The 21,708-nt window shown below is 32.7% G+C and carries 25 protein-coding genes and 4 pseudogenes; 10 read left to right on the top strand and 19 right to left on the bottom strand.

Going from position 1 to position 21,708, the window contains the following annotated elements; genetic code table 11:
* Positions 1-135 precede the first annotated feature (135 nt).
* The 4 genes from ACFVQC_RS29215 to ACFVQC_RS29230 form a co-directional block, all read right to left on the bottom strand.
* Positions 136-783, bottom strand: a complete 648-nt coding sequence (locus ACFVQC_RS29215) for a lysozyme family protein (RefSeq protein ID WP_377900024.1) — start codon at positions 781-783, stop codon at positions 136-138.
* A 435-nt stretch (positions 784-1,218) separates the two neighbouring features.
* Complete coding sequence (locus ACFVQC_RS29220) at positions 1,219-1,794, bottom strand: replication-relaxation family protein (protein WP_377900062.1); 576 nt, start codon at positions 1,792-1,794, stop codon at positions 1,219-1,221.
* A gap of 22 nt (positions 1,795-1,816) precedes the next feature.
* The gene (locus ACFVQC_RS29225) at positions 1,817-2,983 is read right to left on the bottom strand and encodes an FtsK/SpoIIIE domain-containing protein (protein ID WP_377900026.1); all 1,167 of its coding nucleotides are present in this window, start codon (positions 2,981-2,983) and stop codon (positions 1,817-1,819) included.
* Positions 2,984-2,998: 15 nt separating this feature from the next.
* A complete protein-coding gene (locus tag ACFVQC_RS29230) occupies positions 2,999-3,319 on the bottom strand; it encodes a hypothetical protein (RefSeq protein ID WP_377900028.1) in 321 nt (106 codons plus the stop codon).
* A gap of 291 nt (positions 3,320-3,610) precedes the next feature.
* Here ACFVQC_RS29230 and ACFVQC_RS29235 point away from each other — a divergent pair, with 291 nt between their 5' ends.
* From ACFVQC_RS29235 to ACFVQC_RS29245, 3 genes are all read left to right on the top strand, one after another.
* Positions 3,611-3,841, top strand: a complete 231-nt coding sequence (locus ACFVQC_RS29235) for a helix-turn-helix domain-containing protein (protein WP_002150963.1) — start codon at positions 3,611-3,613, stop codon at positions 3,839-3,841.
* A gap of 108 nt (positions 3,842-3,949) precedes the next feature.
* On the top strand, positions 3,950-5,215 hold the full coding sequence (locus ACFVQC_RS29240) for a Y-family DNA polymerase (RefSeq protein WP_377900030.1): 1,266 nt from the start codon (positions 3,950-3,952) through the stop codon (positions 5,213-5,215).
* Entirely contained in the window at positions 5,212-5,553 is a 342-nt protein-coding gene (locus ACFVQC_RS29245; RefSeq protein ID WP_377900031.1) for a YolD-like family protein, read from the top strand. The genes ACFVQC_RS29240 and ACFVQC_RS29245 overlap by 4 nt, the downstream gene beginning before the upstream one ends.
* A 319-nt stretch (positions 5,554-5,872) precedes the next feature.
* On the opposite strand, the pseudogene ACFVQC_RS29250 reads toward ACFVQC_RS29245, so the two are convergent.
* The 3 genes and pseudogenes from ACFVQC_RS29250 to ACFVQC_RS29260 all read right to left on the bottom strand — a co-directional run.
* Positions 5,873-6,327, bottom strand: a pseudogene (locus ACFVQC_RS29250) (IS6 family transposase); the annotation flags it as partial.
* A gap of 331 nt (positions 6,328-6,658) precedes the next feature.
* Positions 6,659-7,282 (bottom strand): YrrS family protein, encoded by a 624-nt coding sequence (locus ACFVQC_RS29255; protein ID WP_377900032.1) that lies wholly within the window; start codon positions 7,280-7,282, stop codon positions 6,659-6,661.
* Between the two features lie 237 nt (positions 7,283-7,519).
* Positions 7,520-7,862: pseudogene (locus ACFVQC_RS29260) on the bottom strand (sodium:proton symporter).
* A gap of 723 nt (positions 7,863-8,585) precedes the next feature.
* Between ACFVQC_RS29260 and ACFVQC_RS29265 the strand changes: the two are divergent.
* The 3 genes from ACFVQC_RS29265 to ACFVQC_RS29275 all read left to right on the top strand — a co-directional run bounded on the left by ACFVQC_RS29265 (position 8,586) and on the right by ACFVQC_RS29275 (position 9,933).
* Positions 8,586-9,053 carry a hypothetical protein gene (locus ACFVQC_RS29265; RefSeq protein ID WP_377900034.1) on the top strand — a complete coding sequence of 156 codons (468 nt, stop codon included), beginning with the start codon at positions 8,586-8,588 and terminating at the stop codon, positions 9,051-9,053.
* A 25-nt stretch (positions 9,054-9,078) separates the two neighbouring features.
* A complete protein-coding gene (locus tag ACFVQC_RS29270) occupies positions 9,079-9,546 on the top strand; it encodes a CDI toxin immunity protein (RefSeq protein WP_377900035.1) in 468 nt (155 codons plus the stop codon).
* 159 nt (positions 9,547-9,705) lie between these two features.
* Positions 9,706-9,933, top strand: coding sequence for a hypothetical protein (locus tag ACFVQC_RS29275; RefSeq protein WP_377900036.1), 228 nt, complete (start codon positions 9,706-9,708; stop codon positions 9,931-9,933).
* A 307-nt stretch (positions 9,934-10,240) separates the two neighbouring features.
* Here the strand turns inward: ACFVQC_RS29275 and ACFVQC_RS29280 are convergent, their stop codons facing one another.
* From ACFVQC_RS29280 to ACFVQC_RS29290, 3 genes and pseudogenes are all read right to left on the bottom strand, one after another.
* A complete protein-coding gene (locus ACFVQC_RS29280; protein WP_000648339.1) occupies positions 10,241-10,519 on the bottom strand; it encodes an AbrB/MazE/SpoVT family DNA-binding domain-containing protein in 279 nt (92 codons plus the stop codon).
* Positions 10,520-10,915: 396 nt separating this feature from the next.
* Positions 10,916-11,011 (bottom strand): annotated as a pseudogene (locus ACFVQC_RS29285) (IS6 family transposase); the annotation flags it as partial.
* A gap of 28 nt (positions 11,012-11,039) precedes the next feature.
* Positions 11,040-11,165: pseudogene (locus tag ACFVQC_RS29290) on the bottom strand (sporulation protein YhbH); the annotation flags it as partial.
* 712 nt (positions 11,166-11,877) lie between these two features.
* Between ACFVQC_RS29290 and ACFVQC_RS29295 the strand changes: the two are divergent.
* Positions 11,878-12,549 carry a ribonuclease gene (locus tag ACFVQC_RS29295; protein ID WP_377900037.1) on the top strand — a complete coding sequence of 224 codons (672 nt, stop codon included), beginning with the start codon at positions 11,878-11,880 and terminating at the stop codon, positions 12,547-12,549.
* Between the two features lie 271 nt (positions 12,550-12,820).
* Positions 12,821-12,937 carry a YjcZ family sporulation protein gene (locus ACFVQC_RS29300; protein WP_377900039.1) on the top strand — a complete coding sequence of 39 codons (117 nt, stop codon included), beginning with the start codon at positions 12,821-12,823 and terminating at the stop codon, positions 12,935-12,937.
* Positions 12,938-13,226: 289 nt separating this feature from the next.
* On the opposite strand, the gene ACFVQC_RS29305 is transcribed toward ACFVQC_RS29300, so the two are convergent.
* Together ACFVQC_RS29305 and ACFVQC_RS29310 are read right to left on the bottom strand one after the other, a co-directional pair.
* Positions 13,227-13,475 (bottom strand): hypothetical protein, encoded by a 249-nt coding sequence (locus tag ACFVQC_RS29305; RefSeq protein ID WP_377900041.1) that lies wholly within the window; start codon positions 13,473-13,475, stop codon positions 13,227-13,229.
* A 691-nt stretch (positions 13,476-14,166) separates the two neighbouring features.
* Positions 14,167-15,597: an IS4 family transposase gene (locus ACFVQC_RS29310; RefSeq protein WP_377900042.1), complete on the bottom strand. Its 1,431-nt coding sequence runs from the start codon at positions 15,595-15,597 to the stop codon at positions 14,167-14,169.
* A gap of 190 nt (positions 15,598-15,787) precedes the next feature.
* On the opposite strand from ACFVQC_RS29310, the gene ACFVQC_RS29315 reads away from it, so the two are divergent.
* A complete protein-coding gene (locus tag ACFVQC_RS29315) occupies positions 15,788-17,050 on the top strand; it encodes a helix-turn-helix domain-containing protein (RefSeq protein ID WP_377900043.1) in 1,263 nt (420 codons plus the stop codon).
* 184 nt (positions 17,051-17,234) lie between these two features.
* Positions 17,235-17,414, top strand: coding sequence for a hypothetical protein (locus ACFVQC_RS29320; RefSeq protein WP_377900046.1), 180 nt, complete (start codon positions 17,235-17,237; stop codon positions 17,412-17,414).
* Positions 17,415-17,541: 127 nt separating this feature from the next.
* Here ACFVQC_RS29320 and ACFVQC_RS29325 read toward each other — a convergent pair whose 3' ends face one another.
* The 7 genes from ACFVQC_RS29325 to ACFVQC_RS29355 form a co-directional block, all read right to left on the bottom strand.
* The gene (locus ACFVQC_RS29325; RefSeq protein ID WP_377900048.1) at positions 17,542-17,760 is read right to left on the bottom strand and encodes a mersacidin family lantibiotic; all 219 of its coding nucleotides are present in this window, start codon (positions 17,758-17,760) and stop codon (positions 17,542-17,544) included.
* 37 nt (positions 17,761-17,797) lie between these two features.
* A complete protein-coding gene (locus ACFVQC_RS29330) occupies positions 17,798-18,019 on the bottom strand; it encodes a mersacidin family lantibiotic (protein ID WP_377900050.1) in 222 nt (73 codons plus the stop codon).
* A 191-nt stretch (positions 18,020-18,210) separates the two neighbouring features.
* A complete protein-coding gene (locus ACFVQC_RS29335; protein ID WP_377900051.1) occupies positions 18,211-18,402 on the bottom strand; it encodes a hypothetical protein in 192 nt (63 codons plus the stop codon).
* A 22-nt stretch (positions 18,403-18,424) separates the two neighbouring features.
* Entirely contained in the window at positions 18,425-19,648 is a 1,224-nt protein-coding gene (locus tag ACFVQC_RS29340) for an ABC transporter permease (RefSeq protein ID WP_377900052.1), read from the bottom strand.
* Positions 19,623-20,534 carry an ABC transporter ATP-binding protein gene (locus ACFVQC_RS29345; RefSeq protein ID WP_377900053.1) on the bottom strand — a complete coding sequence of 304 codons (912 nt, stop codon included), beginning with the start codon at positions 20,532-20,534 and terminating at the stop codon, positions 19,623-19,625. The genes ACFVQC_RS29340 and ACFVQC_RS29345 overlap by 26 nt, the downstream gene beginning before the upstream one ends.
* A gap of 130 nt (positions 20,535-20,664) precedes the next feature.
* Positions 20,665-20,850: a hypothetical protein gene (locus ACFVQC_RS29350; protein WP_377900054.1), complete on the bottom strand. Its 186-nt coding sequence runs from the start codon at positions 20,848-20,850 to the stop codon at positions 20,665-20,667.
* Positions 20,851-21,304: 454 nt separating this feature from the next.
* Positions 21,305-21,547, bottom strand: a complete 243-nt coding sequence (locus tag ACFVQC_RS29355; protein WP_377900055.1) for a hypothetical protein — start codon at positions 21,545-21,547, stop codon at positions 21,305-21,307.
* Positions 21,548-21,708 lie beyond the last annotated feature (161 nt).

The following is a 21,708-nucleotide window of genomic DNA, read 5'->3' on the forward strand; positions in this document are numbered from 1 at the left end:
GGACTGTGGAGATAGCCTAATAAATTAGAGTTCGATAGAACTCTTTACTTAGGAATCCCCCTCTTCTAAACGAAGTGAAAGTGGGGGTAGTTCAATGTTGATAACTGACGGTATCATTATATTTCATTCTGCAGCTTATTTAGAAGAGTTATGTACATTTCGAAGAAGTTCTTCAATAAGTTTTGTTTTTTCATTCACCTTTGTGGCATATGTGAAATCACCATAACAATATGGATACCTAAAATTATTTTTATTTCCACCACAAGTGTACATCACTGGATTTTGATCAACTTTCATCTTAGAAAACTTTTTAGCCGAATCTTCCGAGTGTTGTTTAACTTCTTGACTGGCAATAAAATCAATATACCCTGGTCCCATATTATAGCTTTGAATAATTGCATCCATGCTAACATCTTTTTCCGTTCCATATTTGTACATTTTAGCAAAGTGTTTTACCCCTTGTTCAATGCTCAAGCTTGTCTCTTGAATTTCATTTGGCTTTAATCCAAGTGATTCAGATGACTGCATAGGGTCGTTCCCCTCACCTCTACTCTCTTGGTACATAATTCCTAATAAAACTGCTGTTTTCCCTCCTAAATTATATTTTTCTAATTCTTTTTTCAAAGTAGGCTCATATTGCAATACACGTTTTTCGGTAGCGAGCGCTTTATTTTGTTGAATATTAGTTTTATGATTAATATATAGTATTCCAAGCATTGTTCCTAAACCTAAAATACTAATAAGGAATACTTTAATAATTTGTTTTTTACTCATATCCTTCATATATTTCTCCTCGTATAAGAAATTCAATTTTTCAATGGCGGTTGGTTATTTACAAAATATATAATATATCATCTATTTCTCTGCCCCTTTCAGACTCAAATTTATTTCTTTTAGGTTTAAAGTTTAATATAGAAGTTTAAAGATAAGATAAAGATAAGATAAAGAAAATATAAAGTGTATCTTTTAAAGTACTTTAAAAAGATATTGGTACAAACGAATATGTGGGACAAGTTGTAGATATGAATGGATATAGTGATAATCGAGAGGTTATCATACAAGTTATTAATTATAGAGATATCATTCTAGAAGAAGTTTTACTATTTCATGACTTACTTTAAATTTACTTTGCTCATTTACTGCATTTTAACAATCCTCATCACACATGACTTAATATATTATTGAAAAGAAAAAAGCTCTGCACTATGCAGGCTTTCTTTATGTTTTCACCGCTAAATTATTCATAAAACTTTCTATAGAATTCGCCTGAAATATACGTAAATGAGGAGATTGAACGTCGTAATGTTTGTCAGTAATGATAAGGATTGAAGGAAAGAATTTAGAACCTTTCGGTTGCCAGGATTCATTGTGCCATTCTTGGCTATGGAAGTATAACTCGTATCTGTTTATCTTATCTTGCATTATTTTTTTACTGTACACTGACTTTTGAACTTCAATAAAGAATGGCGATCTACGCCATATTGTAAAAGCATCCGGCTCCATATATACTTTCCCATACTTTGGTTCAACTTCAAATAGTTTAGGATTTTCATAATGAACGAGTTGTTTGTATACGTCCACAATACCAAGGAAATGAGGAATTTTTTGACTTGTCTTTCTGATAGAACTTGGCTGCGGAAAATAAATGTATGGGTGCTGTAATACGTTAGCATCAACATATCCGTCTCTTCTTAATCGTTTCATAACCGTATTACAACAAGTTACCGCATTCTTTAAGCCTTGAAAATGCAAGTCAATAATATCGTCACGGGACATGCATCTAAATCTCTTCAAATCATTCAAAATTCCTTTATCTCTACTCTTCATCATCTAACACCCCAAATAACGGAATTTCTTCTTGCGATGAATTCTGGAGTATTTTCTCCTCTTTAGACATGCGATATGGTTCAACAATTTGTTTCGCCTTACTTAATTCCAAATAAGGAGCTTGCACTTTCTTTAATCCATTTCGTTTTAAAATCATTTGGCCTGATAGCTCTAAATGCTCTGAACCAGGAGTACCCATGATATTACTATTAATTGCACTATCACATTTAAAGCCGATTCTTACGGTCATATTGAGCTTTAACTTACCATCTAACACTTTCGCATCTGGCCGCTGCATACTAAGCATAAGAAACACCCCAAGTGATCGGCCGACTGCTGAAATCTTTTCAATTGTAGTCAGACACTCTTTTTCATCTTTTAGCATGGCCACTTCATCGATAGCAAGTAGAATATATGCTTTTTGATGATCGGGATTTAATTTGTTGTACGCATCAATATGATCAACTTCATATTCTTCCATAAGTTTTCTTCGTTCTCTGATTTCCTTCCATAACTTTTGAAGCATTATTTTCATTTCAATTTCTTCCATACAAACTTCTTTCACATGCTTCACTCTACGCAAAAAATGAAATTCAGAGTTTTTCAAGTCACCAAGGTACAAATGCAACTTTTCAGGAGACATATATTGAATGAGTGTGGATAGCACAACACGTACCATACTACTTTTCCCGCTTCCCGTTTCTCCTGCTATTAATAAGTGTGGTGTATTGGAATCAACCATATCATACGTAATCGTTTTTCCGAATTGGTCCCGGCCAACCACAACAGGAAGACGGTATTCTTTTAATAATGGCTGCCATTCTTTATAACAGTAATTGTATGGTTTTAGTCCAGCAGCTGAACGGAATGCATGTAGTACAAACTTTTTCATATCCCCTTCAATCGTAAGATTCCGTCCTAATATTTGCTGAAAACAGAACCACTTCTTTTCAATCTTCTGTGGATCTAATCCGTTTGGAATGGTAAATACATATCTCACGCTTTCTTTCGAAGAGGAAACATCATGTATCTTTGGATAAATAGGAACTTTGCCCCCACGCGTTTGATGTTCCGTATATAAACCTGCTTTTCCGAACACCTCCATAAGCTGATTCCTTAACCTTTGCGTACGAATCCACTCCTTTATAATCCCCATTACTCCCTTCCCTCCTTAAAACATGATTACGATACGAACAAATACATATCCAATCAAGCAAACTCCACCAATTCGCGTGCCGTGATAAATACCTTCACTTACAAATTTAGCTGCTGATATATAGTCATGTCGCACCAAGTATTTTTCTAACATGACTGCTCCGATTAAAATCGTTCCCATAACTCCTAATGCAATGTAAGTATGTAATACCTGATCCGACATATGAAGGAATGCGAAAGGACTTAATGAATTATATTTACGGATTTTCTTTTCTTTATCTTTGTATGACCGATCCATAAACTGGCGAAAAGGAATTGTTTCCTTCCTAGCACACATTTAAATACCCCCTTTATAAACAGAATTTAGAATGTAGATATTACATAGCTTCATCTACTTAATACCGTGGTAGTTTTACCTTGGTAGAAATTTTGATAAATACTGTGGTAATTATTCGCAACTTACTTTGGTAACCTCGTATTCTTCTATCTTAATAAATACCGTGGTAGCTGCTTTGATACATCATATTGTGGACAGCTTGTACATTATGTAAAAAACTTTTGCCGTCTATGCGAATAGTTTTTTACATTTATGTCCACAATGTTGAAAATAGGTTCAGGAGGGATTTAAGTGTTTTGGAAATTCGGAGGGAAAAACCGAACGAAATTAGGTGATTTTTTAGATCGGAATGGCTTCACTCAAAATGATTTAGAAAAGACCGCGAAATTAAGTCGTCCTACAGTTTCAAAGGCGTGCAATGATAAAGAATACATACCTAGTCCAACTGTAATGAAAAAAATTTTAAAAGTTATTAGGCAAATAAAACCCAATGTTAAATCCACCGACTTTTGGGATATGTAAAAACTGGCTAACTAGAGTCAGTTTTATTTTTTTACAAAAACCACTTCATAAAAGAACATACATTCGTGTATAATAAGAACGTAAGTTCTGGTCAAAGGAGGCATAACAGTGTATGATTACTCAATCTTGCCAAATCGAATTGTTTTATGTGTAGATCTTTGTAGCTTTTATGCAAGCGTGTCCTGTATCAAGATGGGATTAGACCCACTACATACCAAATTAGCTGTAGTAGGAGACGTAAACAGGAGTGGCTCCATTGTTTTAGCTGCAACACCACCACTAAAGGCATTAGGTGTTAAGAAAATGGCAAGGTTGTACGAAATACCACGACACAAAGACATTCTTGTGGTAAACCCAATCATGGGCACTTATATAAAATGCTCAAATTACGTAACAAAATTAGCTTTGCAATACGTTCCTATTGAGGATTTTCACCAATACAGCATAGACGAATTTTTTATGGACATTACAGATAGCATCCATTTATTCGCCCAAGATCCATACGAATTCGCTATGAAATTCAAACGTGAAATATACGATCATACACGAGTTGAATGTACCATTGGAATTGCTCCTAACCCAATAATGAGTAAGGTTGCTTTAGACATTGAAGCTAAGAAGAACAAAGACGGGATTGCTTTTTGGAAGTACGAGGATGTACCTGCAAAACTATGGAGCATACGACCACTTAATAAATTTTGGGGCATATCATATAAAACAGAAGAAAAGTTAAATCGAAAGGGAATACACTCTATTGGAGATTTAGCCAATTATCCCCTTAAATACTTAAAACAGAGCTTCGGCAAGATTGGAGAAGAATTACACTTACATAGCCACGGAATTGACTTTAGTCGCATTTCAGAAAAATATGTTCCTGCCACAACTTCTATTGGAAAAAGCCAAATCCTAATGCGTGACTACACAATAGAAGAATTTCCGATTATTCTACTGGAACATATTGAAGAAGTTTGTTATCGGCTTAGAAGACAAAACAAACTTGCTCAAACCGTCCACTTTTCTGTCGGTTATAGCAAGAGTTATACAGGTGGCATTAGAAAAACACATACTTTAAGTCGCCCAACAAATTTAACGATGGATATTTATCATATCTGTACATACTTTTTACATCAACAATATACTGGCGAACCCATTCGCAGCATAAACATTTCTCTAACGAATCTAATCCAGGAAGGGGAGGAACAAATTTCTCTTTTTGATAATGTCACGCAACGAGAACAAGAAGTGAAGTTAACAAAAGTAATGGATGAAATACGCACAAAGTTTGGGAAGAACAGTATTTTACGAGGGATTTCCTACATGCATAGCGCTACAGCTAGACACAGAAACACACTAATAGGAGGCCATAAATCATGAATAACGCTAATATGCCAAAAGGAAGAGGAATGGTGAAATTCACTCCGTTTGCCAGTATGCCTGAACAGTTTGCTGGCATTCGTGAAATCATCAAGGAGAAAAACAAAGCAACTCGGCCGATCTTAACAGATGAAGAAAAAGAACTAATTGAGAACATGTTGTTAGGTTCCTTATTATCTGAAGAAGAAATACTAATTACATATTACGAAGATGGTTATTTACTCTCTAGCTATATGACTGTTGTTGGTATTGACCAGCAAAATAGTGCTGTCATATGTACAGATACTTTTCATAATAAGATGATTCTCCAATTTGTAAATATAATTAATGTTAAATAAAAGATGTAGTATTATATACTAACGGGTTCAGTTTAGGGAGAGAAAAATGCTAATAACCATTAGAAATAACACAATAATTTGTATGCATTTCGCACCCCGTTTCGCATTATAAATAGCAAACTAAAATGCTCAGAAAATATTCTGAGCGTTTTTATTTCCTTCTTCAACTAAAGCACCCGTTAGTTTAAGAACATTTTTTCACAATCTATAGCATTAATCTCATCCCATAAATTTCTCGCCATAGCACTACACCCCTTATATGATAATTCTCTTCTATTTTATTTTATACAAATCCGAATGAATAACTTCTACATCTTCCTTCCTTTAACTGTTCGATAGCAATTGGATAAGCAGGATTCTTCTCGACTGTTATAACACGAGGATTTGAGACATGAAAAGACTGCAAAGCTTTCTTGAAAAAGTGCTTTGCAGCCTTATGATTTCTAGATTTACTCAAATAAAAGTCAATCGTGTTTCCTTCAGAATCAACGGCACGATATAAATACATCCATTGTCCTTTTACTTATATATATGTTTCGTCCACTCTCCATGAGTTATTCGTTTGTTTGAGATGATGCCGAATTCGTTTATCAAACTCTGGCCCATATCGATATACCCATCGCATAATAGTTGTATGAACCATTAATAACCCTCGTTGCTCCACCATTTCCACCAAATCACGAAAGCTTAAGTTGTACCGTAGGTACCAACTACAGTTAACAAGATGATGTCTGGTTGATAATGTTTCCACTTAAATAAATTCTCCTTTTCCATACTGATTACACACCCTTTATAGAGTAGTACTATTAGTATGTCCAAGATTTAGAGATTACTTGCAATTTTCCTAGAGCTTTTGCACCAGAACCCTTTTTCACGTGTTTTCAAGAAAAAAATGATATGCCACAATTCAAATCTAAAAAGAATAAATTTGTATTTTCAATGGATTGGTGCCTCTAATCAACAATTCACTAAAATATTCAATGGTGCGAGACCAAAAGCTTTTATTTACATAATTACCTTAAACATCATATAGAATCAAGTTTATCTTATCTATACTAGCTTAGTCCCTCACAACAAGAGAGGATAGCATTTACATTTCTCTTATCTATTTTACCACTTGAACAGATACTGGTTTCCAACCCTGATTCTCTACCCAATCAATATCAACCTTATATTTTTTATTACTTTGCTTATCTCGTACATTACCGTAGGCTTTATTATTACCATTATTCCCAATAAAATCAAAAATCAATTGACTCTCTGGAACATCAACAGCATATGAAATTGCTTTTTTCATCTCATTCCAATCTACTGTTCCTTCTTTAAATTTCATTGCAGGTTTTGCTCCTTGCTCTGTACCAATTGGCTTCCAAGAAGGATTAGTTTGAGAACCCTTTTCTTCAGATATCGTTTTTTCTCCCTCTTTATTTTCATTTTTGTTCGTTTTTACAGGTTCTTCTACTTTTTGTTTCTCTTCTAAATGTGCTGTTTCTTTATCTTCGTTTTTCTTTTCTTCTATCTTTTCCGCTTCTTTATCCTCGTTTTTCTTTTCTTCTATCTTTGTTGCTTTCTTTTCTTGAGCAATTGCTTTCTTTGATGTATCAGAAGTGAAAAACAACTGATATGTCACTATGCCAACTGTTACTAATACCACACTAAATGCGATATTAAATATCCCCTTATTACGACGATTTTGTTGTTTTGCTTGAAACCTGCTTCCTTGTCCCATTTTTCAAACCTCCGTGTTTATTTTCGCCACTAATCTTTACGTATTGTTCCTAAGGATCTTAATATTTTTATTAAATAATAAAAATGAACTACACTTCCCATACAGAATTCTATATAAAAATAATAAAATTTATGCTTTTTCAAGTATCTGACATATGTTATTCGAAAATAGTTTAATAAATTAAAGATTGATAATTTTCTGTACTTAAGTATACTTTTTAACAATTAAGCCTCTTCTTCACCGATTTATAATTTTTAAAATCAAATGCCCTCTTTAGTTTGCGCTTTCCAATGGATATGCCTTAAAATCAAAAGAGATTTTACCTCTTTTACCTTCTTTTCAGAATAGCTTTCGCCACTAGGGAATTCTATTATTCCTAATCTAACCTTTAATTCGCTTTCATGACAAAACGAATCTTTATGAAGTCCCCTTATCTTTTGTATAAAGCGCCTTTATTTTTTTCTATATAGAGCATTATTTCTTTGTTTATAACCTTCATAAAAGCTTCTTCTCTACTGTAAAAGTCATTTAAACTATACAATCCATACCATTTAATATGTAATGTCTCTATTAATTCCACCTCGTTTTCCAGACAATACTATTATTTCTGAATATTTCATTTATTACGAATGCACATTCCCGCTTACTTGAATTAAAAATTGCGCTTTTCTATAATACATTTTATTGTTAATAACTTCAATAATGAATATGTACATATGTAGAATTGAATGGATGCAAAAAAACATAGAAATTTAATCTTTCTACGTTTTTCCTAACATCTTCCTTCCATTTCACTTTGTGATCGAATTCAAAACTATTTTTTGACAGCTCCTTGTTTATGAACCAATATCACAACAGTACCACATTTACCTTAATTTGATGATTACACTAATTTTCTCTGATAGCTAAATAAAAAAAAAACGAAGTCACAGACAGATTTCAATTCATCATAAAAAAACGGTACGACTTTATTTCAAAGCTACACTTATGACTATTTGGTTGAGTGATCGGTACGTCAATATATCTTAAAAAGGAGCTCTCTTGATAAAGAGAGCTCCTTTTCTTATTTCTTCTTCTTTTCTGTCGGTTGGCTTTGTTTAGCGAAATTAGACGAATCATCGAAATTCGGTTGTTTTTTACCAGCATTATTACTTCTACCTTTTCCCATATGTAATGCACCTCCCCTCATCCTTACTATTCCCAATAAAAGAATCCTCTTGCATCCAAGATAATTTTTAATTAGGCTCTTATTAATAATGTCCAAGCGGTGTATACTTATCTAAAAATCTACGGAGTCATATATATGGCTAAAACAAAAGAAATGGCTGAGGTTTTTAGGATAGGATTACAAATTGGTTTATTTTCAAAAACTGAAGTAATCGAGTGGGCTGATCATACAATTGAAACATTAGATAGTCCTTCTATTGAAATTATAGAAGTTGCTTTATCCAGTAATGATAAGTTAGTTGATATTGTATCTAAATTAAAAAACATAAAAGGAACGTATGATAAAAAATTACCCGTAAAAATTATACTGGGACTGTTATGGAAGGAATTTATGATAAATGAAGAAAATGTATTGAAAATACAACCATTTATATCTGATTTGATACATAATGATTGCTGTGAGGGATTCGATTATGTAGATGAACAGCTGTATAATTTTAATGAAGAAATTAATTTAGCCGCAGATAATATATATGGGAATCTAGAAGATATTAGTCAAGAAATAAAAAGCTTTTTATCTATTTATAAAGATTTTAGTATGTAGTTTCATTTACCTTATGGTGGGCTGGATGATGAATAAAAACAACAGGTCTCAAAGACTCTTAAAACTTCTTGAAGCAAATAGAAAAAAGCATAAACCTACTCATGGTGCTTTATATGACGAATGCGTCTACGTGTTAGGTGCTGAAACTAAAGAATTATCTCCTGAAAGAGGATCAGAAATATACAAATTATTAAATGATTCTTACCCTTTTGAATGGTGGGGACGAATCAATTGGAATAGGGTTGCCCTTAAACATGCCATTGACTCCATGGATCGAATATCTCATCTTATCCCATTGGAAAGTAAAGTCTATATCCTATGGAGTACTGGACCTACTCCTGTTCCCTATGCAAATTTAAACGATATATTACGTAATATTGACGATGTAACGGCGGTTGGTAGCGACACTTATCTTTTTTGTCCAAATAATTTTGTTATAGAATTTTACCATGAAGGTGAAATCATGATTGGTTTTGGAAAAGACCGTATTTAACAGCCAACATACAAAGAATTTTTTATTTCTAGATATATTGATACTGATATTGATGTGTTATGTAAACTTAATATGAATACCTTATGCAATCAAAATACCTTTCATCATCTATATTCTTGATGTAGTACACTCTGGATAAAAGGTAGAGGGAGATAGACAATGAAAGAAATCATGAAAGAGATTGTTTCTACAAGTAAAAGATACAAAGTTCAAGTTATCAAACGAAATGATGGTTTTTACACTACAGAAGTTTTTGCGTGGTTTGAGGATTACGGATATGAGTATTGGGCTCCTATTAAGCAGGGGTTATCGTTAATTGATACAGAAAATCATGCCATATCAATAGCAATGGAACACTTAAAAGTGTATTCAGGTGAGAGTGATTAGTGGGGATCCACCGGGATTTATTTACTTTATCAAGGTAATAAAAAGGCTAGTTAGCCCTTATAATGGACTAACTAGCCTTTTTATTATTTATTCCTTTTCAAATATGTTTCTCATGTAATTTCCGTTCAGATAATTCGCTAAATTCTGTTAGATTTTGTTTTTCTAAAACCGATACGAAAATACAAACTAACTAAATTTTCACAAAAAGGAACGGAATTGATTCTATTTTTGTTAAATATTTTTATAAATATTACGATACACGAAATTACTATATTACTTTTAATAAAAGTCCCTTGAAAGGAGCCACTTATTTTACAAGGTACTGTTCTACTTCTTTTATTAATAGTTCTGCACCTTCTGGACTTAATGTTATCTTACCGTTTGCTAATGATATGTTACGATTTGATACCTCTCCTGTTAATGCACAAACACCACCGGGCTGATATTTCTGTAAAACAATGTCTTCACCTTCTACAAAGATCTCTAATGGTGATTTTTCTTTAATACCTAGCGTATTTCTAAGTTCCTTTGGAATTACCACACGCCCCAAATCATCTACTTTTCTAGTCACTCCGGTTGCTTTCATCTAGCGTCTTTCCCCATTTCATTATCAATTGTACCCAAGTTATTCTCCACTATTATAACAAGCTTTCCCCATACATGAAAATTTAGTTACATTTACAAAAGAACAAGTGGAACAAATAGAAAATTATTGGCATGAAAATAGAATGAAGAATCAAAATGAAGAAATTCGCCAGTTCGTAGAGAAAGAATTTAAGTCATAAATAATGAGTACCCTTTTTATTTTCCTTAAAAAACCTAAAAACATGTGTAAAGCCTGCATCTATCTTTACATGCGTTTTTATAATGAATAAGACCTATTGTATTAACTTCTTCATCAAAACGCAAAATAAACCGATTTGGAAAGCCGTTTTCAAATCAAACCTCATTTTTTTAACGCATTTTAAAAAAAAGGAAAAAGTGCTGGATTTTTATCAACTATAATCACCCGGGTATTAGAGACATGAAAAGACCGCAAAGCTTTCTTAAAGAATCGCCTTGCAGCCTTATGATTTCTATACATTTAATTATTTTTATATTTAAATTTATTTCTTAAGGAACTTTTTAAGGCAGTGAAAAATATCCTTCTTATTTTTCACTATATAATACTTAAACTTCTCATCTTCAATGTTTTTATAAACAGAAAAAAGGGTAAATGATGAGCGATTATACTAGTTTAGTTAGCCGGGATGTAACCAAATTTAATATATTCTGTTCCCAAAACTCACTTGTAACTTTATTATTTTCACCTCAAGAAATCCATTCCCCTTTAAAGAGGTGTTGTATTTTAGACTCAATAATCATTAATCCCTCATGGGGGCATCATATCATACCCGTCAAGCTATGATTTTAAAGTACCCCCTAAATGGAGATTTTGTGTTTTTATGGTACCTAAGTTTATTTTTATCGTTTTGGGGAACAACAGATTTTTAACTTGATAGCAATGTGGGGCGGTACGCCTAATTGAAGAGATTAGTAGAACTTTATATTCAAAAACCAATTTCACCTTTTCTTGGAAGGTGTACCTTTCCAAGCATACATTGGATAATGAATTTCCTGTTTAAGAATCCTTGCTGTAAAAGGATTCTTTTTTTGTACTAATAGATACACCTTTTGAAACACACTCCTTCCCACAGTAAAACCACATCCCCTACAAATCTGATAAAAACATTATTCAATATTTGTACAACATAGGGTGAAAATTCCTAATTAGAAAAAAGGGATTTCTCCAATATTCATTGGTAAATTATCACCATTCTTTTCATTGAGGGCCTCGGCTCTCTTTTTTTATTTTCATTCGACAAAATATAACAAAATAGTTGTAACTGTTTCTGTTATGATAATCTCGGAAATCTTACATTTCGTCATTGGAGGAACTACATAATGGGTAAAATTTTTAAGTTTGGGTGTTTAGGGGTAATAGCAATTGTAGTCATCATTTTTGTTGCTGCAGTTATTGATGGTAGTAATGATTCGAAAGAAAAAACATCTACTAATCCGAAACAAGAAAGCAAAAAGGATGCTCCAAAGAAAGAAGAACAGAAGAAGCAACAAGATGAAGCTAAGAAAAAGGAAGAACCAAAGCCAGCTGTAAACGCTGATAAGGCTACATACGAAAATGAAATCAAGCCTACTATTGATGCCATGATAAAAGAATATGATGAAATTTGGAATCAGGACTGGAGACCTATTTGGGGCGAAGCAAGCAAAGACCCTGCATCTATTGACAAGAACGTTTTAAAAGAGAAAATGGAGTCAATTACAAATCGATACGATGAACTATCCAATAAAAATACAGCATTTAAAAGTGGCGCAAAGCTAAATGATCCTGTATTAAAAGAAAAGATTGAGAAATTTAGAGTGGAGTTTGGACTTGCAACTAACTATAGAAGCAATGCTGGAAGAGCTGTAGCTCAAGGGATAAAAGGTATAGCTCCATTGAAAGGTAGAATGGAAGAAGCTCAAAAATCTATTAAACTTTCCGATCAAAAACTAATTAACGCTGTAGCTAGCTTAACTGAAGTTGAATCAAAATTAGGTGTTAGTCGCAACTGAGATCATAAAAAAATATAGATTTGATTCATATTTCTCAATGAACAATATAACTTGACGTGGTAAAATAATATTTGGATGGAAGTCCAACACTCATATTAGTATTATTAAAATTAAAGTGGTTATCAAGTCGGAGGAAGGCACCTTAGGGTGTCTTTTCTTTATCTTCAAAAGGACCTGCTCAATTCATGCGTAAAACCATAAAGTAAATTGAATCCATTAAAATACATGAGTAACCCCGTGTTTTCCCCTCCTATCTAACGGAGGAACTATTATGGGCTTTGGTGGTAGTTGTGGAAGTTGTGGTGGCGGCGGCTTTGCTGGAAGATTTGCTTTACTAGTTGTATTATTTATTTTATTAATAATAGTTGGAGCTAGCTGCTTCTGCTAAACAAACTATCAGAAAAGACACTCTTATATGGGTGTCTTTTCTTTATGGGGGACTGACGGCAAAACACACATTTTAAACGCTAAGAATATGCAGGACTTCATGCAGACTACAAGAACGGTTTGAGCTGCCAAATACTGTTGTGACAGGGCTGTATGAAATCTTGCATACAGCGGAAGGCTGACAAAATATTGGTATGAATGGCTTTCTAGGATCTGGTTACTGCTGATAATGAGACGTTATGTTAACCTTACAAGTATAGAATATGCAGGAGAATTTTAGTATAAGCGTATTATTTTTCATTCGATTTATCCTTAAAAAGAACGTTGTATGTTTCATCATTTTCACTCAATGTAGCGAAAACAGGAAAAATCCACAAAAATAATGGATCTAATCTTGTTCCTGAAAATTTCCTTAATGTATCAGCTGACAGATATTGAGTTTGAAGACAATACGGGCAGTCTTTCCCTTCTCTTTTAAAAAACAATGACCATACCTGTAAAGCGTTCCATCTTCTTTTACAATTTGTGCAGCGCGTCATAAAAACTCCCCTCCTTATATATTTATCATTCAAAAATTATAGTTAGAGTGTTTCTTCTACAAACAAAAATCTATTGTTCCTATATGCTGTACAGCGATTTATATACTTATACCATTTCCTTAATTGCAAAACATAACTAAAAACATTTCTTTATATTTCCAATTATATCATCCACCAAAAGACATAAACACTTGTAAATGTTTAATATTTCAAAGCTACCATTCATATTTATGATTGTTAGCTTTAGTTGTTGCTTTAAAATAAGGTTTTTTCAAAAGTACTTACCAAGCCCTTATTTTGTGATAAGTAAAGAGAATCCATAAAAAAAAGATTAATCAAACTTACTTGAAATTTTTAGATTGAAAGAATAAGGCATTGCATCTTTTTTAGAAATGTTGCAACTTTCTTCAAAACTTCGCGCTTTTTTTAGAAACATCGTAACTTTATTTCAAATCCACACGTGCTAGTCCATTTTTACTTTTTTAGCATTTTGTATAACTCTTAATAACATGATACATCTCTGACTCGTGGAACTATGGTTTGTATGACAATTATTCAGTTAGGGGTAGTGTCCCATGCCCATCAAGCTAACCAAGTAAATTACTAGATACGAAATGATCCTTGTTTCAAAACTAGCAAGTGATAGAAAAGTAGGCACGCCAAAGAAGCCTATTAAAACACGATTTTTTCGCTAGGCAGCTTGTCTATGCTTCACCGTCGTTTTATACACAATCCCTAGAATATCAAAAACGGTCATCTTCTTATATCTATGACATTTACGACCGTTCTTTTTAAGCAGCTGATAAAGGCGATGCAGAATTTTTAAAAGTTCTTCTGTGCCAACGGCTATCGCTTGAAACAGTAATGGAAAGTAATCTTTAATCATATAAATCGCTTTGTATTCACTCAGTTCCTGCTTTTTCTTTTCAAGCAGAAATTGTCGCATTTGAAACATCGTAGAAGAACAGAGGAGAATACCAATGAGTTGTCCATATAAATGGCACTCTAGGCGTTCTCTTTTAATATTTTTACATTCATCAATTTGAAAGAGTGACTTCCACGTTTTAAACAAAATTTCAATCTGCCAACGAAGTGAATACAATGCATGCACGTAATTCGTTGGTACTTCTTCTAGCGATGTGTTCGTGATATATACATTCATACCCATTAAACGTTTACTTTTATCCTTCATGACAATGCCTTTCTTCTTTTCACGTATCGCTTGATTTTTCAGGCGTGTTTGCGTTTGATCAACGGTTAAACGATGGATAATGACACGTGCTGGAAGCTTCTGATTTTGGCCAATGAATGCCTCGGGGATTTCCACCGTTTCACCAGGGATTAGACCATACAACATTTGTGTCATATCAAGCTGGATGTATTCTGTTTGCTTTTTTAACGTACCATTGTTGAAGTATTCCGGCTCAGGGTTCTTGATATAAATGCGTGCATTCAGCTTCAACCGCGAGATATAGTAAGCCTCTTTATCATGAATGGTCTGTAAGTCTCCTAAATCGAAGTAACCAAGATCACGTAAACACAAATCGCCCGCTCCTACGGTTTCAAGGCATATGGTACCGTATGTTTTATCATTATTCTTTCCTGGTCCAAGCTGCACGTTAAGAAATTGACCACTAAGTAAATCATATTCCAATTGGATTTTCACGCCTGCCGTATTACTACTCCCACCTGAACCTTGATAGTCAGTGGCGAAATGGTCAGGCAGTTGAAACACTGTTGCATCTAAAATACGGATACGATTGAAAGTAGAAATCACGTGTGCAGAAAGTGAGTGATTTGAACAAAGTTTTTGTGTGAGAAGAGAAGTAAAGACTTTTCGAAGAAATGCGACAGCTGCTGGATTAAAGCGTTGATTCAGTCCTTCTGAGCTCATAAGTATCCCAGTGGAAACTTCTAGCTGACTGCACAATTGTGTAAGTGATGTGCTAGCAATTTCTTGACTAATCCATACGCAAAGGGAAATGAGTTCGTTTGCTTGATACTTACTAAATCGCTGTACAAAGCCAACTTGTTTGGCGATATCTTGTAGGACCACTGGAGATAAAAAGTATTGTAGCTCTTGTGCGAAAAGATTCAGTTCATTTGAAATAATAGGATTCATCAAAAACGCCATCCTTTCTATATATTTCTACAAAAAGAATAGCGTTTTTTTCGTTTTATGGGTACAATTTTTTAGCTTGATGGGCATGTGGTGCTAACCCAATAATCCAAAATAATTAAATTATGTGATAAAATAAAATTACAGATAAAACCAATTGTGTATATTGAATATTCAAGCAAGGGGTGGGACTATGCAAATAGGGGAAAGGATCCGTCAACTTAGGATTCACAAGGGATTAACACAAGGAGAATTAGTATCAGGAATATGCTCTATTCCATATTTAAGTAGGATTGAAAATGGACAAATTAAACCTTCCTATTCATTTCTACAAGCCATATCAATAAAATTAGAAATCGATATTTCTTTTCTTGTGGAAGTAAATATAAGCGGATTTGAAGAAAATCTAGTCCAAATATGTAATACATATCAAGAAGAAACAAAAATCACAGAAAAAGAATTATCTTTGTTAGAATTGCATACTCGCGAAACACACTCTATCTTTATAACACTTAAAATTTTTGGTGTACTCATAACTTATTACACAAAGACAAATGAATTAACTAAAGCAGAAGATTATTTATATCGTTCATTTAATATAATACCTCAGACCATAGAAGATCAATGGCATGCTGATTATGCATATTATCTTATAGCATGTGGTCGTTATTTTTATACAAAACAAAATTATATCAAGGCAAATACATACTTTTCACAAGCTGATAATTTGATGGAAGATGAAATTTCTTTAAAACGCGCTGACCTTTATTATAGTTTAAGTTTAGTTAAACAACGAGTTTCTCAAGATTTAACTATTTGTCGATTGTATTGCAAAAAAGCATACGATATATATACCCATTTAAATCTTACTTCACAAATAGCAGCAACCCTTATCACTCTAAGCTTACAATACGAATTAGATAATATGTATGATGAAGCACTTACTTATTTAAAACAAGCTGAAAAAATCGTTTCAGTTTTAAACCATTCCGCCTACCTATCTATTATAAAACATTATTACGGGAGGATTTTCCAAGGGTTAAAAGATTATAATACTGCTATTGAATTTTTTCAGAATTGTATTATAATGAGCGAGTCTCATCAGGAAGAAACAAATAAAATATATTCTATACGTCATTTAATCGAAATATATATAGAACTAAAAAATTGGCCAGAAGTTAATAAATTATTAGCTGATGCTTTTTATCTTACCAGCAAATACGAAATGCCTTATGTCATCATAGAGTTGCACAGTTATAAAGCTTTAATTTTTAAAACACATGGGGATCACTACTCTTATGAAAAAGAGATGAAAAAAGCTATTGAATTGGGACAAGAAACTGCACAGAATTCTCTAGTTCAAAAACTAGCTAATGAATTAGGGGACCATTTTTACAATAACCGATCATATAAAATGTCTGCTAAATATTTCAAAATCGCCTTAGAAAATGTATAAGCAAAGAAAATCTTCCATATGGAGGATTTTCTTTGCTTATACACTTTCTTTTTTCTTGTTAAATTAGCATCTTTTAATACATGAAAAATAAGTTAAAAAATGGCACTTTTTCACTTATTCTTTTTAACCACTCCTATCCTTTACTATTTAAATTAAGAAAACCAATTAAAGGAGTGTTATTAAAATGTTAAAAAAATCTGCAGTTTTTTCTATAGTAGGTACTATATTTATCACATATACGTCGCTATTTCCAAATCAAGCATTAGCAAAATCTGAGTCAACTGTATCTTACGTTCATACTACTAGTCCAGCTCAATATACTAATGCAGAACTGGGTATTCCTGCACCTTCTCATACTCTATAAACTAATATACTTATAGTGGGAATACTTTTTATTTAAAATATTTTTCACTTATCACTATAATCATCCTATCTACTACTACCAATATACATAATGAATTTTTTCAGGTTTTATAACTCTTTTCTAAATATTATTTGCAAATTATCGTACTAAATGCAATTCCACCTGTTCCTCCATCAGTTAAACCAATAGGTAATGTTTCTGGCTTTACATCTCCAGCTCCTTGTACTTCAGCCATCTCTTCTAACGATAACTCATTTAATGATTTTCCTGCCGGATGTTCTACTTCTCCTAATCCCTTTCTTGCTTCTGAATTTTTCCATGCCTTAATCACTTGTTCTTTTGACATTTTCTTTTCCTCCTTTTTTAACTAATAGCAAAATGATTTATTTGCAGAATTTTGCAGATAAGCCCAAGGTAAGTCCGAATGTAAGGGCAGCTGTACAAGTTGGTGTTGTCTCTGGACTTACATCTCCAGCTCCCTGTACCTCTGACAGCTCTTCTAGCGTTAATTCATTTAACGGCTTGCCTGATGGGTGATCTACTTTCCCTAATTTCTTTCTTGCCTCTGGGTCTTTTAATGCCTCAATCATTTGTTCTTTTGACATTTCTTTTTCCTCCTTCATGTCTACAAATCTATTATTTGAAGTTACTTTTACTATAAAAAAAAGCACAACACACTTTAACCTCGCAAAATTGCAAATTTTCTTTTCTAACACAACAAACTATACACCCCTTCCCTTAGATTAAAATTTGATAGTCATAAAAAAACGATCCTGCTTGGTGGCAGGATCGTTTTTTAAATAATTTGTTGTTGTAATGGATTTGTTTGCTGACGAATAATATATGTTTCATAGAAATGATCGTAGTAATCATTGGATGCTCCCTCGATATGTTTCATTTCCTCATCTGTTAGCTCCACAACATTCATAGATTGTTCAAAAGTCGTTCTGTGTAATTCTTTCTCTTTATTTTTAAATAAAAATTTCATTATTGTTTCCTCCTTCTTATAATTAGTTTTGTTTATTTAATAACTGACGTAGTTTCAAATTCTTACCGAAATGAAGAATTCCTTTCGGATAAACCTTTGCTGCAAAGTAACCAATTAAGAACATTGTTACAATAAGCCCAATAATTGATATTCCTATTTCAAGTGTTGAAGCATTGCTACTTAATACTCGAATCAACATATTTGTCGATGCTGTGAAAGGAAAATATGATGCAATTTTTGCAACTATTCCATTAGGATTTGGTAACACCTCATAAATTCCTACAAAAATAGATATCATTAAAAGAATATTAATTGGCATTGTCGTACCAGATAGTTCCTCTGGTCTACTCACCATAGATCCAAATACTGCAAATAAGGTTGCATATAGAAAATAGCCTAAGATAAAGAATACTAAGAAGAAAATACAATGTTCAAAAGTAATTAATCCAAAATTCAAATCCAATCCCATTAATGAAGTATTTGCTTCTACCAAACCAGATTTCAAATATACTCCTGTGGCTATAAACAAAATCAGAAATTGTGATAAACATGCTAATCCAACTCCAAATATTTTTCCGAAAATCATAGCTAGAGGAGACACTTTAGTTACCATTACTTCCATTACCCTTGAAGCTTTTTCAGAGGCAACTGCTGTTGCAATTGCTTGACCATACATCATAATAGCCATAAACGTTAGTAAAGTGATAAGATAAATGATTAATGGCGATACTTCTTTATTCTCCTCTAAACTTTGCCTCTCAACTGAAATTGGGCTCATAATAGACTTCTGTGCTTCTATAGATAACTGATATTGGTTAGTAATTTGCTGTGTATTTTTAATTTGAACGAAAGATCTCATTTGTTGAATTAAAGAAAGATCTTCCCTTTTCATGTAATATTTTAATATAGGTTGCTTTTCTTTATTAGCAGTTAAAATAAAGATTCCATTAATCTCTTTATTTTGCATTTGTTTATTATAATCGGAAAGATTTTCTTGGTTTCCAATCTCCCACTCCCAAGTGTTTAACCCTTTATTTAGCTCTTCAGATGTAATTGGAATACTATTTTCTCCTGATATAAATATAACCTTTGCTTTTTTATTAGAATCTGAGAACTTATCAATAACAGTTGGAAGTGAAACCAACCCAATACTGCTAATTACTAAAAATAGAGTTGTTAAAATGAATACCTTAGATAACACACGTTCTAGAAAAGCTTGCTTAAATACTAGCCAAAACTTCTGCATTTTGATCCCCCACCTTTTCAATAAAGATTTGATGTAATGTTGGTTCACTAATAGATACGCTTCGAATTCCTTCAACTTTTTCAATATATTGAATAAGTTGAAGTGCCTTCTGATTATCTACAACTTTCATTTTATATTCTTCTCCATCTCTCTGAAACTCTACACCCATTTTCTTAAGTAATGATGCTACATTCCCATCAGATTGAACTCTTAAATATTTAAAACCATAGCTTTTTTTGATATCCGATAACAAACCTGATATTACTACTTGACCATCTTTCATAATGTATACTTGATTGCAAAAAGTTTCTACACTATCCATACGATGACTAGAAAAGATCATTGTTTTTTTCTGTTCAATCAGCTCTAATACCACCTTTTTCAACATTTCAGCATTAACCGGGTCTAATCCACTAAATGGTTCATCTAAAATAATTAAATCCGGATTATGTAGGATAGCTGCAATAAGTTGAATTTTTTGTTGATTTCCTTTTGATAATTCCTCGGTCTTTTTCTTTATATATTCTTTCATTTCTAGTTTTTCAATCCATTTTAGAGCACTCTGTTTAGCTGCTGTTGCAGTCATACCTTCTAATTGTCCAAAATATACGAGTTGATCTACAATGTTCATTTTCGGATATAAACCTCGTTCTTCAGGTAGATAACCAATGGAAACCTCTTTTCTTGAAAACCTTTTACCATCCCAGAGAATTTCTCCACTATCTTTGTTGAGAAGTCCTAAAATCATTCGAATTGTTGTTGTTTTCCCTGCTCCATTTCTCCCCAGTAATCCAAGGATTTCTCCTCCTCTTAGAGAAATATTTAGATTTTTTACTGCCTGATATTCTCCAAACGATTTATTTAAATTACGAATTTCTAGACTCATTTTATTCAACTCCTTTTTTATCACCGATTAGTTTTTAGCAATATACACGATTAAGACTCCTAATACAGCGCATCCAATAAGTATGAGTGCATTTTTAAAATTCATAGGGATAATTCCTCCAATTTTTAATTTATTGAGTAACTATATCTAAAGATTTTTTAGCATTTACAATTCCATGTCCAAAGTGATTCGGTCTACTTACAACTGTACTTAATTCAGCACCTGTATATAGAATATGTTCAACTTGTGCTGGAGATGGCTTCACTCCATATCTTTCTTTGTACTCCGCAATAATTAAAGCTGCTGTTGCAGACACTTTAGGGGCCGCTAAACTAGTTCCCTCCTTCAAATATCAAAAATCAATTCCTTCATTATCCCGCTATTCTTTAGCATTCCTATTAACAAGCATCTGATATAAAAAGACTGGCGCTATATCTCCAGCGTATTCTGATAAATTTTTTATAACAGGAATTTTAATAACATCTATTAACTCCCCATGAATCGCTAGCATATGTTGAATACTCTGAACCATAAATTGAAGATTCTTTACTAGTTGACTGGTAAAAGTATCTTTTTCTAGCTTTTTAATTCCTCTAAAACCAGCATGTAACCAATTGCTAATCTAGGAGATACCTTATCCTCAATAGTAGGAATATCCGCATAATCACTTATTTTGACTAATTCATCATGTTCTAGATTTATAAAATAAGTCCCTGAGTCTTTGACACCTGTAACAGTTGATATATCACTGATTACAATAACTGGACGAATTAAACTGTTTTTTTATCCAAATCATGAAAAGATTCATATAAAATCTGAGCTAACATATTAATTTGGATCAAAGGAGGCTTTTTCTCTTTTTCTAATCCATCTTTGTCTCGTTCTTTATATATCGTATAAGCATATTTTTTCTTATTTTGTTCTTGATCAATTTGGATTTGACTAAAATCTATTGTATTTAAGTCATCTCTTATATGATTTATTACTTTCAAAATTTCTTTTTTATATTCCATAACCTCATCCTCCCTATTGAGCTCCTTATTAATACTGTACATTTTTCTTTCTGTTAAATAAAAGTAGTAAATAAATACGAAAAAATATCTCATTTTTTTCGAGATTTAAAAATAAATTTAACAAAAAACCCTAAAATTTGGATTATTTATGATCAAATAAA

This window comes from Bacillus sp. NPDC057893, from assembly GCF_042796455.1.
Classification (GTDB): domain Bacteria; phylum Bacillota; class Bacilli; order Bacillales; family Bacillaceae_G; genus Bacillus_A.